This window comes from Bacteroides hominis (assembly GCF_033042785.2).
Lineage (GTDB): Bacteria > Bacteroidota > Bacteroidia > Bacteroidales > Bacteroidaceae > Bacteroides > Bacteroides hominis.
Genome location: NZ_CP178829.1, coordinates 4,762,338 through 4,779,565, shown reverse-complemented (window position 1 = coordinate 4,779,565; position 17,228 = coordinate 4,762,338). Strand labels below are relative to the sequence as shown.

The window sequence follows — 17,228 nt, the reverse complement described above, 5'->3', positions numbered from 1 at the left end:
TAAAAAAATCCCCGGAAACTCGTTCCGGGGATTAACTAAAAAGCAATTATTACCATCCCGGATTTTGCGGGAGAAGGTTCTCGTTTCTCTGAAGTTCCCCGGTCGGTATCGGCCTCAGGTAAAGCCTGTCATTCCAGGTGCGGCTTTTGCCTGCTTCATAAGAGTAGTCGGCATTGGTATAGGCAGGATATACGACTGCGTACTTGCCTTCCTTATAAGGTTCACGTTTTCCGACGTATGTCTTCACATTATCACATATTTTTCCGGCTTTCCAACGGGCCAGGTCGTCCCAGCGGAATCCTTCACCAGCCAACTCAATGCGGCGTTCGCGGCGGATTTCCTGTAATAGCGGGCTAAGGCTGTATCCCCAGGCGGGCCAGTTCGGATCGGTGAAACCTACTTCCATAGTCAGGTGAGGCATACCTGCACGGTCGCGCAATACATTGATGGTCTTGTTCAAGTCCGCTTGTGTAATCGTACCCAGTTCGGCTTTAGCCTCTGCGTTGATCAACAAGGTTTCTGCATAACGATAGGCGATGCCGTCATAAGTATTGTTGTTTGCCTCAAAGGCTTTATCTGTCGGAATAAGGTATTTGATGGACTTATATCCGGTCAGGCAGTATTGCGAAATGAAATCTTCTTCCTTTTCAACATACGTACTGTCGTTGGTGGCCACAGTCACCCGTGTAGGGAAGTCCCAGGTCAGGATGGTCTGCTTCAGGCGTGGGTCGCGGTCGGTAGTTTCATTTTTCATATTGTCATCCCCTTTATATTGGTCGTTTCCTGTAATGGGTTTACCGTTGAGACACAGATAACTTTCTACAAAGTCTTTTGAAAAGCCGGTATTGGCTTCGGACAACGTACGGCTCATACCGTGTTTTCTTTTGCCATCCAGATAGATCACCGGTAAGATAGCCTCTTTCAGGTTTGTTTTGTCTTCCATTACAAATACGTCGTAATAGTCTTTTTCCGGATGTCCGGTGTTATAGATCTCGTATTTGCCGGTTGCCATGATTGCATCTGTTTCGTCGGCTGCCATTTTCAGCAGACGGTCTGCTTTGTCTGCCCATCCCAATTCGGTGTGATATTTATAATATGTACCTTCGTGCAGACAAGTCCTGGCTTTCAACTGGCGTGCTACATCTTTTCCGATGCGTCCGGTAGCCGGTTTCTCGGGTAACCATTGGATGGCAAAATCAAATTCTTCAATGATTTTATCCATCACTTCATACCGTTTCAGTTTCGGTCCGTAAAGAATATCCGTATCACCCGTGCCCAGGTCTTTATCCAGCCAGGGGATATCGCCGAACGTTCTCATCAATCCGGCATATTGCATCGCTTTGAAGAAGCGGACTTCTGCTACATATTGGTTGATTTCCGACTCCTTGCCGCTTACCGTCTGATAGTGGGTCAGGAAGTAGTTTACCAGCCGGATCGGCTGCCATCCGCCTTTGCTCCAGTTACACCAGCTTGCTGCCTCTGCGGGGGTGCTCAACTGATTCCAGAAGAACTGGGGGATGTTGTTAGGTACTTGATTATCGCTCTCACCGTCTGCTATTGAGGTTACACCTCCGGGGAGGTAACTATAGAATTGATTGGCATATGTTTCCAAATCTCCTGTGGTATTCCAGAAGGTTTTGTCATTGATTGCTTCCGGGGCTCTTTCCAGGAAACCGTCGTTACAACTCGATAGGGCGAGTGTTGCCACTCCGATATAGAATAAATATTTGATTTTCATAAGATGCTTTGTATTAGAATGTGAGATTTAAACCAACAGATAATGATCTTTGCATCGGATATTTGTATGGGTTATCCAATTCCGGATCGAGTCCGTCGGGAGTGTCTGAAATAGTGAAAAGGTTTTCACCGGTAAAGTAGATACGTATCTTTTCGATCGAAGCTTTCTTGGTCAATACTTTAGGTAATGTATAACCAATGCTGAGCGATTTCAGACGACAGTAAGAAGCGTCAACCAGATAGCGTGTCTGAGCCTGATTGATGGCCGAACCACCATTGAAGCGAGCGCGTGGGAAGTAGGCTCCGGTGTTCTCTTCAGTCCAGTAATCGTTGTTGTAGGCTGAAGGTACCTGCCATTCGCTTCCGTAATGGCTGCGGAATGAAGTGCCCGGCAGATAGAGGTCACGTTTGCCCACACCCTGGAAGAAGATACCCAAGTCGAAGCCTTTCCAATCGGCTCCCAGATTGATGCCGTAATGATAACGCGGAGTGCTGTTACCGATAATTTTCATATCGCCCGGATTATCAACAGTGTTGTCACCCCAGTCAATAACGCCATCGTTGTTGCGGTCTACAAAACGGATGTCACCCGGCATCAGTTTGATACCTCCTGATACTTTATCCTGATTGGCGGCTCCGGCTATTTCTTGTTCTGACTGGAATAAGCCATAGGTTTCATAACCCCAGATTTCTCCTTGTTTCTGTCCCACATACCAGTTGCCCAGTTCTTTTGATTTATTATCGAACTTGGTGACCTCCGATTGATAGTCGGACAGATTGAATCCGACTGTGTAGTGGAACCCACTTGCCAACTGGTCGTTCCAGCTGATTTCAAATTCCCAACCTTTCGTCAATGATTCGGCTGCATTTTCCTGAGGTTCGTTGGCACCCAGGATACCCGGCAGGATTTTACCTGCGGCAAGAATATCCGATGTACGTCTCTGATAATAGTCGAAAGCACCTTTCAACCGGTTGTTCAGGAAGTTGAAGTCAAGTCCCAGGTCCCATTGTGTTACGGTCTCCCAAGTGATGGACGAGCTGACAAGTCCACCCGGAACCACATACTGCGGTTGGTTGCTGCCCATAATCCAACTGGTCTGTCCGGTACTGTAATTAGAGAGATAAGCATACCATCCATTGTCGAGTGCCTGATTGCCTAAGCTACCATAAGAACCTCTGATTTTCAATTCGTCAAAGAAACTGTTTGTCCAGTTCTTGAACCAGCTTTCATTGGATAGCCTCCAGGCTGCCGAGAAAGAAGGATTGAACACGGCACGGTCGTGTTTGGGGAATTTGGAAGAGAGGTCGTAACGACCGTTTACTTCAAGTAAATAACGATCGTCATATCCGTAGTTGATGCGGAAGAAACCGCTTCGGGTAGCCCAGGAGTTGTCATAGCTGCCTACCCAACGGTCGCCTGTGGCGTAGCTCAATGAACCCAAGTCATTTGAGATCAGTTGTTCGCGTCCGGCATTGAATCCAGTGGTGTGCTTGCTTTCCTGATTGTAACCGATCATTCCCTTCAGGTAATGTTTGCCCAATGTCTTCTCATAATCGCCGAAAAAGTTGAAAGCATTGTAGGTATCGTTGGCTTGTGACTGGGACACAGAGTTCGGATTGGTCCATGCAAAAGTTTGCAGGAATTGTCCGTTGGCTCCATATTCGTCGAATGACTTCATGTGTACCTTATTATTCTCACTATAGTAATTGAACGTATAGTCCATGTTGATGCTCATACCTTTAATAGGAGTCAGCTTCATCGTGATCGTGTTCCAAAGGTCATTTTTGTTGGTTTGCCGGTTACCGCCGTCTTCAAGAATGGCAGGGAAGTTGGTAAAGTCGCCCTGTCCGGCCCAATTTCCGTCCGGGTGTTTCACCGGCATGATAGGACGCGTATCACCTCCCATAAAATTATCGCCATGCACGTTGTCCTGATTCAATCCTGTCAGCTTGGTGCGGTTGAAGCTTGTTTTCATGGAGAGGTGCAACCATTCGTTTATGTCATAGTTGATGTTGTTCATCACGTTGAACTTTTTGAACTGTTCGTTACCGAAACGAATTAGAGATCCTTGGTCGGTATATCCTAAAGAAGTGTAATAGGTAGCCTTCTTACCGCCGCCACTGATATTGACATTGTACTTCTGGACAGGATAATTCTTCTTATACAACTCTTTCATCCAGTTGGTGTTACCGGCATACGTGTATTTGGTGCCGTTTTTACTGATACTCGGATCTGAGTGGATAAATACCGGAGAGTTGTTTGCCGGATCTTTATAGTAAGCTTCAATGTGCTGCATCCATTCAGCATCGAAATAGTCTCGTCCCACTGTGTTTTGCTGTGCGGTGTTCATCCAGGTAGCATATTGCATGGAGTTCATATAGGTGGGGCGGGTAGTAGGTCCGTTGAAAGAAACCGAAGCATCGAATGATACTTGTGTCGGCTGGTCCTTGCGTCCTCCTTTGGTTGTGATCAATACAACGCCATAAGCCGCACGTGCACCATAGATAGATGCGGAGGCGGCATCCTTCAGTACGGAGACACTTTGCACGTCTTGCGGGTTAATGAGGTTCGGGTCCATTTCCACGCCATCGACCAATACCAGCGGTGAACTTCCACTCATGGCAGTGGTACCACGGATATTGAAACTTGAACCTTCGCCCGGACGACCACTGGTGGTTACGTTTAAGTTGGGGATAGCACCTTGCAAACCTTGTCCGAGATTGACAATCGGGCGGTCTTCCAGCACCTTACTGTCCACAGCTGATACGGCTCCGGTCAGGTTGGCTTTTTTCACGGTGGCATAACCAACGACTACCACCTCTTCCAATGCCTTGCTGTCTTCAGCAAGCTTCACTTGAATGGGCTTTCCGGTATAAGGAATTTCCTGTGTGACATATCCGATGTAAGATATTACAATAATATCTCCTTTTTTCACGCCATCCAACGAGAATTTACCTTCTAAATTTGTGATGACGCCGTTAGTCGTGCCTTTTACCATGACACTGGCACCAATAACCGGGCCCATTGCATCTTCAACCGTTCCTGTTACTTTCTCTTGAGTAACTTCAGGAACCAATGCTTCTGTGGCTTGCGTTGCATACGAATAAGCTGGGAAGCTTAGTGCACCGGCGAGCAAGAGCAGAGTAACTTGTCTAGTGATTTTTAACATAACAATTTTGTTTTAGATTAATAATAAAGGTTTTGTTCGGTTCTTTTACATTTCACTTTCTCCATTCATCTGCCTTTCCTTTTTCTTTAAAATAGGATTAGTTCTAACAGAACTTGGTGTACTGTAAGGCGTTTATTATCACAGGGTATGCGCATTTATGTACAGCTCTGCTTTTATTGTGAATAGCTTTGTAGACGGGAAATAAAAGATTGAAATGGCCTGTTGTTCTACTAAATGACCGATTATCTTGTTTGGTATTTAGTGTTTTATGACAAACTGAAGACTTTTTGCAATCCTCTCTGTCTACCCTGACATATATCGAAGTTTGTTTCTCTTGATTTGTTTCCGGAAGGAGCGTAGAGGGTGAGGAATATTGGGTTAGAATGAAAAAAACTTTTGTGATTATTATCTATTTTTAAAATAATCGCTATATTTGCATCATTGTTAATCTAAAAAACAAAAAATATTCTGTTCTTTTTTAATACATTATAAAATGTGTTTCTTTAAAACCGATTAATTTGGTTATAGTTCTGTTAGGAATAATCTGTATTTTATTATTTTGTCTTTAGTTAACCTGTTGTATAATAGGTGTATATGCGTCAGGTTGGGGGATGAATCGAATTGTGGTTCCGTATGTTGTAACAATCTGCCGGTTACAAGAAAGAAGGTGTGAATCTCGATGAAATATTCGAAATTTTTGTGATTGAATGTCCGACATTTGTTATGTTGGTTCTGTTTGTGTGTTCTTTTTTCCTCTGGCGATCCTGTTTGAATTGCTAAAGGTGTTCTGTTTACAGTGGGCGAAGTGTTTTTAATCTTGAAGGTGTGTCATAACTCTTTTTACCACGGAGTGCTACAGAGTATCACAGAGTATTTTGTTAATAATCAACAACTTTAAATCGCCTCCGTGTTACTCTGTGTCCTCTGTGGTGAGTTCCGACACACACTCAGGTTGATAGATCACATTATCTCTTTGACAATATGTTGCAGGGGATTAGTTTCATGCTATTTGTCGGTTTTTTCAAATTTGGCTAAATAACCTCCTCCCGATAATAACTTTATTTTTAGCGTTTTACCCGATTTTATTTTTCGATTGTTTATCATAATCTTTTTTCTGTTTTCTCCGTCATCGGATGCATAAGTCATGCGGTAGTTGCCTTTGGGCAAAAAGTCCAATTCGATTTCTTGGGTAACAGCCTTTTCTCCATTTAAGATGGAAAGATACCATATATCCCCTTTTCTCCTGGATAATGCGGCCAATTCACCTATCCGGCTTTCTTTTAGAATTTTTGTCTGATCCCAGGTGACTGGTACTTCTTCAATAAACATACGTCCCGGACATGCCAGCATATCTTCCATGTCGGCTGCAAAGATCAGCATGGGCGATGTGAACGTGTAGATACTCGCCAATTGATGCGTGAAAGTGACAGATGGAGGGCAGAATTGGCGGAAGTTCAATGGGGTATAGTCGGCAGGACCTGCCAGCCAGCGGGTAAAGGGTAACACCGTATTGTGATAAGGCCACGGTGGGCCTGGAGCCCAGTTATTTTCTCCACCTACGGACTCTAAACCGCGTACAGCCTCTTTGGCCAACAGGTTGGGATACGTATAGCTGTCGCCTGTAGGTTTATTCACCCCATGGAAAATAACCATCAGATGTGCTTTGGCAGCATCCTTCAATATATTCTCCATAAAATTGACTGTAAATAGATTTTCTGTGTGGAAGAAATCTATTTTTAATCCTTTTACACCGATTTCCGCACATCTTTTCATAAAATTGTTGCGTTCGTCCGCATCCAGCAAGCCGACATCGGATTTATTACCATATCTTGGAGAAGAAGGCCGCCATACCCAGATATCTACGTTTTTGCTGCGGGCATAATCGACTAACTCTTTGAGTAATTCCCATTTGGTACGTCCATTGGCATTTTTCTCTGTTTTCGGCCAAAGTTCCCAGCCATCATCCACCACAACAGATTCCAGACCTAACTCGGCTGCTCCGTCAACATATCTTTTGTGGTTCTCTACGCTCAGTCTGTTTTCTCCTTCCACTAACCAGGTGAAAATCGAACGTCCCGGTTTAATCCATTGGGTATTTTTTCCTTCGGGAAAAAGTGTGCGATCCGGCTGTTCTGATACTTGGGCTATGATACGATTATTCACCAATCCATCCAGATCCTCCGATAACATCAGGATGCGCCAGGGAGTGGTTATCTCTTTGTAGCCGTTGCGCGGGGAAACGATCCAGGGTGAATTGCGTACTTCTGCATGCCAGTATTTACCGGCGGGGAGACCTGTTGATACACCTGTTTCCAAATGCCCTTTGTTATCTACATAGCCGAATTGTACCCTGTTGTCTTTACATCCGAACAATACTGCACCGTGAAAATTAAACAGGTTAGCTTCGGTAATGGCGGCATACATCCCGTTGGGAAGATGGAAAGTGGCGGGAGGAGCCAACAGCTCGTTTTCTATTTTGTCGGTGGTGCGATCTTGGTAAGCTTGTATCCATCCGTATTGAAAAGGGCCACTGGCGTACCATACCCGGGTTCCGGCCGGAAAAGTGAAAGACGTTTCCTCGCCATATACACAACAACTGCCGGTGGAAGGGATGCGATATCTCAAGGCTATCCCATCGTTAAACTCACGGGTATCAAGGTAGTAGACACTTCTGTCCTTTTTTTCTATTGTATATGTTTTGTATTCCGCGCTTCTTTGTTGTACAGATTTTATACATACTGATTTACCTAAGTCTATATGATCAATGTTCATGCCCAGAGGTGACGCACTGATGACCTGTTCGCCTTTAAAAGTAACTTCCAGACAGAGCTGTCCGGTTGTTATGCCAAGATTTATCTCTGCCTGCTGGGCATCGGCAAAACCGGTAAAACAGAGAGAAAGTAAGAGAATTGTCAGCTTGTTTTTCATACATTGTTTTTTATGATATTATTGGGTAAAGAAAGAGCATATAGCTTAATAAATCAATGTACTTTCGTGAATAAAAGATGGATTATTTTATTTTTCGTGGAATATCGGGAGATATCTGAAAGAGAAGTGCTGCTCTTTACCTGTAGGAATAAAGATGCAGTGGTTCGTACTTACGGGTTAAGTCCAGTATTGGATTTAGATTTAAGGATGCATGTTAAAGTATTAAACTAAAATGAAAATGGAATTTTGAAATAGGTATAAAACTTCACAGGTATATTATCCGGAGTATCTCAGATTTGCGTAAACAGATTGCGGTGCAAGTCTGTTTGATCTGGGCTTTATATTTAGTGCTGTGTAGAAGATACTGCTCTACAAACTTATTCCGAAAACAAAATAGAGTTGGTTTTCGTATGGATTAGCTATCAGTTTACCAAAAACAGATGGAGTGAATCCGGATGGAATATTCAATGTTTTGGTAGCCGAAAGTCCGACATTAACTACATTAAATTTATCAGCGTATTCTCCTTCCCATGGGGTGAACCCGGCTTCGACAGCCAAGTCTACTCCCTTTACAGTGAATGGATAGCTGAGTTCGCAATAACTGGACCAGGCACGTCTTTCATTTTCCCGGTAATCGTTTCCGGCAAAGGTGGTATACCAGGCCAACGATAACGGGAAACTTTCACTAATGGTATAGACAGCTCCTGCTTCAAAGGTGTGACCTGTGGTGCGGGGAGTATAGTGGAAATAGTTGAATGGTTCGTCTTCACTTTGGTAAAAGTAGTTATTAAGGTACAGTTGGAGGTTTTTATATTCATACTCCAGCGTAAGGTCTATTTCATTATTCTCGTTTCTGAATTCTGTCGATCCCCATGCCGATAGGGTCCATCCTTTCCACTCTACGCCGAGAGTAGGCTGTACGGAAGCATTTCCGTTCTTCATTCCACGCCAGATGTAACTGCTTACCAGGTCGGCATTGATAAATACTTCTTGTGCCTGTATGGCAAAGGGGCAAAAGATGAAAGCTGCAAGTATGGCTAATTTCTTCATTAAAATGGCGGATTATTTTTTCGGGCTGCAAAGATAGGCAATTACTGGCAAAATTCGTGGCTGAAGGGCATCGATCTTTTCAGGGTAACGAATAAATGCACCGGCGGAGAAAAGGGAAGTTCATGATTTACCATGCTTTATCGTCAAAACGTCCCTCTTTGTCGAGTTCTTTTGTCGGGTATGGACAAAAGGGGGTATTTTTGTGGACTAATCTTCAGAAAGACTTTATCATAATGAAACAGATTAATAAGCAGCAATTACTGGAGCAGGTGGTTTATCTCGTCATCTGGCTGACTGTTATCTTCGTACCGTTGGTGGGCGACTATCTGTTTTCATCCATCAGTTCGATACATACTTTCAGCTGGCAGACCATACGGGTGGCATGGCTGTTGACGTTACCCTTTTTTCTGCTTTTTGTAGTGAACAACTATTTACTCGTCCCCCGATTGTTGCTTCGGAAGCGATATTGGCAGTATGCATTTTCGTTGATAGGAGTCATTGTTCTGCTTTTTTTCTTATATCCTTCCTTCAGCCGGCCGAGGCACAGGCAGTTCAACAACCCGATGCCCGTTCCTCCCGGTTATATTTATGAAGAACATTCGTCTCAACCACCCATGCCCAAGCGAGTGATGGATCCGCTCCGGCAGGGGCCTTATCCTTTGCCGGGCTATCTTTTTGGACGTTTCTCACTGGCTTTGCTGGTGGTGGGGTTCAATGTGGCTATCAAGCTTCTATTCAAGTCCATGCGGGATGAAGAGGCACTGAAAGAGTTGGAACACCAGCATCTGCAATCGGAATTGCAATATCTGAAGTATCAGATCAATCCGCATTTTTTTATGAATACGCTCAACAACATTCATGCACTGGTCGATATGGATGCCGGGAAAGCCAAGAAGACCATTGTCGAACTCTCTAAACTGATGCGTTATGTGCTTTACGAAGCAAGTAATAAAACGATTTTGCTTTCGCGTGAGATACAGTTTCTCGATAACTATATTACCCTGATGAAGCTTCGTTATACCGATAAGGTTTGCATCATGTGCGACATGCCCGGCGAAATACCAAAAGTACAGATACCGCCTTTACTCTTTATCTCTTTTGTAGAGAATGCGTTTAAGCATGGAGTGAGTTATCAGAAAGAGTCGTTCATACGAGTTGCCATGACTGTAGAAGATGGGAAACTTGCGTTTCGCTGTTCCAACAGCAATTGGGGAAAATCCGGTGAACAGAATCATGGCATCGGATTGGAAAATGTCCGTAAGCGGTTGAGGCTTTTGTTCGGGCAGGACTATACCCTGTCTATCAACGAGCGCGAGGGTAGTTTTAACGTTTTATTAATCATTCCTTTGTTATGATAAAATGCATTGCTATTGATGACGAGCCGTTGGCGCTTGAACAATTGGTAGGTTATATTTCACGTGTCCCCTTCCTGCAACTAATTGCTTCCTGTCAGGATGCTTTCGGTGCCATGCAGGTGCTTTCTGAAGAAGAAATTGACTTGATGTTCGTCGATATTCATATGCCGGACCTGAACGGACTCGATCTGGTGCGTTCATTGGTAGTGAAACCTCTGATTGTCTTTACCACCGCCTATCCGGAATATGCTGTTGAAGGTTTTAAAGTGGATGCGGTGGACTATCTGTTGAAGCCGTTCGAGTTTCAGGATCTCCTGAAGGCGGCGGACAAGGCACGCAGGCAGTTTGAGTATCATTTGCAGGATTACGGGGGAGGGGCGGAACCGGATTTGCTGGAACGGGACGGTTCGTTGTTTGTGAAGTCCGAATCCAGGATTATCCGTATCAATGTGGCGGATATTTGTTATATCGAAGGCATGAGTGAGTATGTGCGCATTTACACGAATATGATGGATAAGCCCGTAGTCACTCTGCTGAGTATGAGAAAACTGGAAGAGCGTCTGCCGCAAGAAATGTTTATGAGAGTACATCGCTCCTATATCGTCAATCTCCGGAAAATAACGGAGGTCTCACGGTTGCGCATCATTTTTAATAAGAATATATACATACCTGTCGGCGATAATTATAAGGAGAGGTTTACAGAATATATCAACAAGATTTGTATCAGCAGTTAAGGTCGGGTTACAGACCATAAGAACGGGCTGTAATCTACAAGTGGATTACACCTTGCAGACTACAGCCCGTGGCTCTGTAACTTGTAATTTCTTACTTGATTCCCAGTTTCTTTGCGATATCTTTAGGAAGCGCATCTTTGTGAACCAGAATATTCATAGTCTTGTAAGCAACGAAAGCTTTAGAAGCATACCAGGTACCTTTGTACTTGTTATTAGTGCCCCAAGAGTTTTTCACCATAAAGTATTCTTTTCCGTTCTGATCTTTGGCGATACCGTAGATAATCATTCCGTGGTCATCGGTTGTTTCCCAGTTATCGAAAGCCGTCTGGCGCATTTCCTGAGTAACTTTAATTTCCGGCAGTGGCTTTGAAGTCAGTTCTTTGCGTTTGTCAGCGGCGGTCATTCCGGTCCAGCGGGCCATATCCGAACCTGTCAGTTCAGCACCCTTGGCTGCGTCCGGCATTACGGCGATACCGTCACGGGTAAATCCTTCTTCGCTGACGTCACTACCCCATGCGAACGTGTATCCGTTCTTTACAGCATTGTCCATTACAGCCATGAATTCGTCAAGCGGCAGATTGTATGACAATCCGTTGCGCCAGTTGTCCTGAATTTCGATGGCAAACTGTGAATAGAAGGGGTGGTGTGTGTATGAAGTCAGAGATACATAGTCGTCCGGATTCAAACCCAGAGACTGTGCAAAAGTCATCGGAGTATATTCTTTACCTTTGTAAGTGAAGTTCTCCGGACATTGTCCGAGGTAAGTGTCATAGATGGCGCAAAGACCCTTTTTCCATACCGGAGTCAGTTTCTTCAGTTTGCCTTTGGCAATGGCGTTTACATAACCTTCCGCTGTTGCATCCAGTTCGTTGTGAACGGGCAGTGAGTCACCATACATGATTCCCGGCATGGCTTCTTGCGGAACAAGTCCGTAGTTCTTCATACAGAACATGATGTCATAGAAGCTTCCGCCCGGAGAGAAGGAGCTGTCGCCATGATAGCGGACATAGTTAACGGCGCGGTCAACCATTGTGTGGTGTACAACGAACATTTCAGAAAGATCGTATTCGCCTTTTCCCGTACGGAGCAGTTCCGATTCGAGGAAGCCGAGGCTCGAGAAGCTCCAGCAAGTGCTTGAACGATTCTGGTTTTTGATGGATGTAATCGGGTTTTCTTTCACTGTCGTGAAAACGAAGCCTTCTTCTTTTGGTTTGTCTTTGCCCAATGCGCTCAGACTAATCAAGCCTAAAGCGGCCAGGAGGATTGTCTTTTTCATTATTATGTCGTTTTTATTAATATTTATGCGACAAAGATAGCTGAATATCCTTAAATATGGAAATGAACGCTTATCTTTGCTATCAATATTTTAATGTTTCATTTATAAAAACTTAAACCGATGAAAAAGAATCTTTATTGGATGGCAGCAGCATTCATCACTTTAACTGCCGTAGGTTGTACAAATGCGAAGAAAGCCGATGTGTCTGCGGCGGGCAACGATACCACACAAGTGGTAGATATGCATACAGCCGAAACCTCTCTCGATTACTATGGAGTTTACAAAGGTACGACTCCGGCTGCCGATTGTCCGGGTATAGAACTGACTCTGACCCTGAAAAAGGACCGCACTTATACATACCACTGGCTTTACATTGATCGCAAAGATGCCGAGTTTGATGAAACCGGCACATTCACGGTAAAAGACAATCTGCTGACACTTACTGAAAAAGGAGGCGAAGTCTCTTACTTTAAGGTGCAGGAGGGCAGCCTGGTGATGCTGAACAATGAGAAACAACCTGCTACCGGTGCTTTGGCCGATGCTTACGTTCTGAAGCAGGAAGAAGTGTTCCGTGATTAGTCTATTGTATTTTCGCCCGGTATGTCCGTTCCGAGAAGGTAAAGTTGAAGAAGAGTGCCAGCCCTTGTTCCCGTTGCATACCGTTGGGCAGATGGAGTTGATCACTGTATTTCACTCCTAACGAGAGGACATTTCCGTTATAGAGAGTGAAGTTGCTTCCTGCACTGATGTAGTAGTTGGTTGCTTTCTTCTTCTGGATGACCATATATGAATTGTTGACGCCCGCTCCGAGTAACAGTTTCACCGGATTGCGGTAGATATTGCCTGCTGTGTAGGCCATACCTGCCGATAACCGGTGTTGGTTTTCGAAGCGGACGTTGCTTTTTGAAGACTTCATGCGGCTCCAATCCGTATATTTGTATTCGGCTGTCAGCATCCAGCGGAGGCTATTGTATGATAATCCCGCCCCGATAAACTGCGGGAGGCATTGGCGCACATAACGTTGGCTTTCATCAATCGACTCGCTGCCCGACGAACTGCTCACCGACAGATTGTTGTCTTGTGCCAGATCTTGTGAGTATCCGTATACAAGTCCTGCTACAATGGACTTATCCCTGTTTAGAGAAAACTTGTATTGCACGCCGAAATCGACATAAAAAGCATGCTTGTAAGAACTCTCTTCCACACTGAGACTTCCCTGGGTCTCTGTTTGTTTGATGGTTCCGGTCACGTACGAAAGATTAGCACCGACAGAGAAACCTTTGAAAAGGCGGTAGGCGGTACTGATACCCATTTTAGATAGCCCCCCTTCTCCTTCAAAAAGTGATGATACGGTGGAATTTCCGGTTCCCGTGATGTCCTGATCCAGTGTGATAGCATATCCCATACCGCTGACCGGTGCCATAAATACAGCCCCGTACCAATGGGGAGTGAGACGGCAACCGATGCTGAGGTTATTCAGGTTTCCCACTACCGAATGATTGCTTGTTCCGGTTTGGGTGTAGATTTTGTATGCCCCCATCAGTCCGGCGTCTATCAGAAAACGTTGTCCTTCGATGGCGGTAAGTGAGGCAGGATTGGCAGTATTCAGGAAGTTATAGCTTTGCAGGGCGATTCCCGCTCCGCCCAGTCCGGCGTACTGTCCGCCTTCTCCGGTTGAAAGTTCGCCCAGGCCGAACATGGATGTAGGGGAATTGGTTGTGTTCTGACTATATATTAATAAGGTGGAGTGACAAAGCGTAAGCAGTAGAATCAGCTGTCTTTTCATGGGTTATATGTTTTATAAAGTATGGTTAGTTTCACGGGGCTACTGTCCGGGTGGCCGGCATCTCCGAATACGACTCCACTCAGGGTGGTGAAAAACAAATTGTCCGGAAGCATCAGCTGAAGGATTTTTCGGTTGTATCCCACTGTCCCCAGATTGCTTTGCAGGAAAGAGGTAATATCGAAAGAGTAATAGGTCTCTTCTCCCATCATTTCGTCCGTTACCAGGCTTCCGGTTTGTACCGAACTGCCTGAAATATCCGTCACGACATCTTCCGTTACATTGTTTTCATCGGCTGTATATAGTGTCAGCGATTCGGGGAGAGGATACCGTTCGCCATACGTCTCTTTTACCGGATAAAGGCGGAGGAGCGCACTTTCGATAGTTACCAGTCTGCCTTCGGCGCGCAAGTCATTGAGGAATGGGAAGTCGATGTTGAGATACATTCCCGTCAGTCCTTGCAGGTAGGCCTGGTGGTCGGACTTTTCCGAAGGAAGCCCGTTATTGATTCCGCTTTGTAAGGAGGAGAGGGCTGTCCGGCTACGGTCACAACTGACTTGGTTGAACCTCAAGTCGCTGTTGGCCGGGAAACTGGCGGACAGTTCCGTTGCGTCTGTTTTCGTCTGGTGATAATAAAGTGTGATGCACAGGCTTGAATCATTCACCATGAAACCGTTGATACAACTTCCTCCCTCTTCGGGAATGAATGCAATGCCCTTGAAATAGTCGCGGAAGTATTCCTGTGACTCCATCTCGCGTGATCCGTTTTGGAAACGTTCGAACCACTCGAGTCCCCATTCGTCGGGGAGGCGGATTTCGTGTTCCCGGGTGGTTTCGCCCGGAGTGGGAGTGAAGGTGAACGAAGCTAAGGGAGTGGCATGGTAAGCCACTGTCGATTTACTATACAAGTATCCTTCGTCCAGCGACAGATTTTCTGAGAGGCTGTGCAGTGAGATGCGTTGCGGATTCAGAGTATCTCCCAGATAGTTGCCCGAAGAGTAGAACCGGATGGTAATGGAATCGAAACCATAATCGGCGTCTTCGCTGAATGAAACTCCCGGTACGTCATATTCTGCATAGAAAGCGGTTTTTATTTTGCCCCAGACGGGATCGTCAATGGTTCCTATCTGGCAGATTGTGTCGCCCGATGTGGCAAGAGAATCACTCAGGATAGTGCTGATGCGGACCGTGCAAGTATCGGTCTGCACCGTCCGCAGGGAACTTTCCACCCATTTGCCTCCTACTGTTGACAGTTCGTCCCGGCAAGAGGCAAGGAGGGATATTAAAAGAGTGATGAATAAAAATGATAGGGTTTTCTGTTTCATTAATCGGATAATTTTGCCGCAAAAGAAGTCGATTTCTCTTCCCTGTTAAAAAACTATCGACTAACCGGAATGATTTATCGACTGCATTTTGGTTGGTAGAGAGAATGTGCCTGTTAGTCGATCCTTTTTTTCACCCTTACTGATGTCGTCTACATTTGCGGTCAGTAATTAACGATTAAAAAACAGAATAAAAGAATGACTGGAATAGAAAAAACTGTAGCGAGTAAGTCCGCGTCCGGAGCATTGGTGCTTTGTGCCTTACTCTTTTGTTTGTGTGCCTGTACGGAAGATGCTTCCTATACGGCCGGAGTATGGTACCGGCGTTCGGACTTTGACGGGGTAGCACGGACCGATGCTGCCGGTTTCACCATTGGCAACAAAGGGTACATCTGCGGAGGCTATAACGGAAAAACGACCCGGCTCGCCGACACTTGGGAATATGATATCGACAATGACTGGTGGACTCAGCGTGCCGATATGCCCGGTACGGTCCGCAATGCTGCCACCGGCTTCTCGGTAGGTAGCAAAGGGTATGTCACTACCGGATACAATCCCGATCAGAAATACCTGTCCGATACGTGGGAGTATAATCCGGAAACGAATAGTTGGAGGCAGATGGACGACTTCAAGGGAGGAGCCCGCTATTATGCCCTTGGCTTCGGGATTGATAATTATGGTTATGTGGGAACCGGTTACAACGATAATTACCTGAAGGACTTTTATCGTTTCGACCCTACTGCCGCAGCCGGTTCACAATGGACTATCGTGAATGGTTTCGGAGGACAAAAGCGTCAAGGAGGTACGGCATTTGTCATCGACGGGAAAGCTTATGTCTGCGGAGGGCAGAACAATAATTCCGATGTATCGGACTTCTGGTGCTTTGACCCTTCCGCTGCTACACCTTGGACACAACTGAGAGACATCGCCAATACGAGTGATGATGATTACGATGATGACTATACATCTATTGTCCGTTCCTATGGAGTCAGTTTTGTGATCGATGGAAAAGCTTATCTGACTCTGGGTTCCACTGCCGGAGGAAGCTATTACTCGAATTATTGGATTTATAATCCGGCAACCGATCTTTGGGAAGGTGACGACCTGACGGCGTTTGAAGGAAGTACCCGTATTCATGCTGTTTGCTTCTCTACCGGGACCCGGGGTATTGTTGCGACGGGTGGCAGTGGTTCGAGTTCTTACTTTGACGATACCTGGGAACTGAAACCTTATGAATATGAAGAGGAATAAGAAGCTGCTTTGTATGATATGCGTTGCCTGCGCTGTCTCAGTCCTCTTTTTCTATGATCGGCATGAAGCTTGTCCGTATCGTCTCAAAGTAATTGAAACAGAAAATGGGAACGGATATGGTTATCAGATTCTTTGTGGCGACCGGGTAGTGATCTGCCAACCATACATACCTTCCCTTCCGGGGCGGAAAGGGTTTGCTTTGGAAGAAGATGCCCGGAAAGTAGGCAACCTGGTATTGGAACGGATCAGGCAGGGAAATGATTTTACAATATCGGCTGCCGACCTGAAGGGGCAGGGAATTACTGGCGATTAGTGAACTGGTGTTTTAGGATACATTCGAAACTATGTTCCCGTTAGTTTAAAACCAAAGTCCTCTGGGGCTTAAACTAACGGGGTTTACCTCTTAAATCAACAATCCTTTGGTTTTAAATCAATTTTGTGTGTTGTTATAATCTTGTTTTCCTGTTGGTTATCTTTCTCTTTTATTCTTTCTTATTCCTCTGTATCTTCGTTTTACTGATGACAAACAGGAACTTTGAAGCGGAAATAAGGAAAGTAAACAGAGTGTCCATATATTCTTTTCAGTGCCTTTTTATATGAATCAATATTTAAACCCGCTCTA

General features: G+C 45.1%; 12 protein-coding genes. 5 read left to right on the top strand and 7 right to left on the bottom strand.

Annotated elements, in window-relative coordinates; all coding sequences use genetic code 11:
- Nucleotides 1–49: 49 nt before the first annotated feature.
- The 4 genes from R3O62_RS20125 to R3O62_RS20110 all read right to left on the bottom strand — a co-directional run bounded on the left by R3O62_RS20125 (nt 50) and on the right by R3O62_RS20110 (nt 8,885).
- Nucleotides 50–1,738: a RagB/SusD family nutrient uptake outer membrane protein gene (locus tag R3O62_RS20125; protein ID WP_317472993.1), complete on the bottom strand. Its 1,689-nt coding sequence runs from the start codon at nt 1,736–1,738 to the stop codon at nt 50–52.
- A gap of 13 nt (nt 1,739–1,751) precedes the next feature.
- Nucleotides 1,752–4,907: a SusC/RagA family TonB-linked outer membrane protein gene (locus R3O62_RS20120; RefSeq protein WP_234078499.1), complete on the bottom strand. Its 3,156-nt coding sequence runs from the start codon at nt 4,905–4,907 to the stop codon at nt 1,752–1,754.
- Between the two features lie 1,005 nt (nt 4,908–5,912).
- Entirely contained in the window at nt 5,913–7,835 is a 1,923-nt protein-coding gene (locus tag R3O62_RS20115) for a glycoside hydrolase family 97 protein (protein WP_234165173.1), read from the bottom strand.
- 369 nt (nt 7,836–8,204) lie between these two features.
- Complete coding sequence (locus tag R3O62_RS20110) at nt 8,205–8,885, bottom strand: transporter (RefSeq protein ID WP_317472992.1); 681 nt, start codon at nt 8,883–8,885, stop codon at nt 8,205–8,207.
- 233 nt (nt 8,886–9,118) lie between these two features.
- Between R3O62_RS20110 and R3O62_RS20105 the strand changes: the two genes are divergently transcribed.
- Both R3O62_RS20105 and R3O62_RS20100 read left to right on the top strand, forming a co-directional pair.
- Complete coding sequence (locus R3O62_RS20105) at nt 9,119–10,240, top strand: sensor histidine kinase (RefSeq protein ID WP_317472991.1); 1,122 nt, start codon at nt 9,119–9,121, stop codon at nt 10,238–10,240.
- Nucleotides 10,237–10,974 carry a LytTR family DNA-binding domain-containing protein gene (locus tag R3O62_RS20100; protein ID WP_317472990.1) on the top strand — a complete coding sequence of 246 codons (738 nt, stop codon included), beginning with the start codon at nt 10,237–10,239 and terminating at the stop codon, nt 10,972–10,974. Before R3O62_RS20105 ends, R3O62_RS20100 begins: the two co-directional genes overlap by 4 nt.
- Nucleotides 10,975–11,065: 91 nt before the next feature.
- Here the strand turns inward: R3O62_RS20100 and R3O62_RS20095 are convergent, their stop codons facing one another.
- Nucleotides 11,066–12,250, bottom strand: a complete 1,185-nt coding sequence (locus R3O62_RS20095; RefSeq protein ID WP_005807760.1) for an aminopeptidase C — start codon at nt 12,248–12,250, stop codon at nt 11,066–11,068.
- Between the two features lie 120 nt (nt 12,251–12,370).
- Here R3O62_RS20095 and R3O62_RS20090 point away from each other — a divergent pair, with 120 nt between their 5' ends.
- A complete protein-coding gene (locus tag R3O62_RS20090; RefSeq protein ID WP_022011795.1) occupies nt 12,371–12,829 on the top strand; it encodes a copper resistance protein NlpE in 459 nt (152 codons plus the stop codon).
- A gap of 1 nt (nt 12,830) precedes the next feature.
- Here the strand turns inward: R3O62_RS20090 and R3O62_RS20085 are convergent, their stop codons facing one another.
- Both R3O62_RS20085 and R3O62_RS20080 read right to left on the bottom strand, forming a co-directional pair.
- The gene (locus tag R3O62_RS20085; protein ID WP_022011794.1) at nt 12,831–14,036 is read right to left on the bottom strand and encodes a hypothetical protein; all 1,206 of its coding nucleotides are present in this window, start codon (nt 14,034–14,036) and stop codon (nt 12,831–12,833) included.
- A complete protein-coding gene (locus R3O62_RS20080) occupies nt 14,033–15,358 on the bottom strand; it encodes a DUF4270 family protein (protein ID WP_182424422.1) in 1,326 nt (441 codons plus the stop codon). The genes R3O62_RS20085 and R3O62_RS20080 overlap by 4 nt, the downstream gene beginning before the upstream one ends.
- 195 nt (nt 15,359–15,553) lie before the next feature.
- On the opposite strand from R3O62_RS20080, the gene R3O62_RS20075 reads away from it, so the two are divergent.
- Complete coding sequence (locus tag R3O62_RS20075) at nt 15,554–16,606, top strand: Kelch repeat-containing protein (protein WP_317472989.1); 1,053 nt, start codon at nt 15,554–15,556, stop codon at nt 16,604–16,606.
- Nucleotides 16,593–16,919, top strand: coding sequence for a DUF4907 domain-containing protein (locus R3O62_RS20070; RefSeq protein ID WP_233501988.1), 327 nt, complete (start codon nt 16,593–16,595; stop codon nt 16,917–16,919). Before R3O62_RS20075 ends, R3O62_RS20070 begins: the two co-directional genes overlap by 14 nt.
- Nucleotides 16,920–17,228 lie beyond the last annotated feature (309 nt).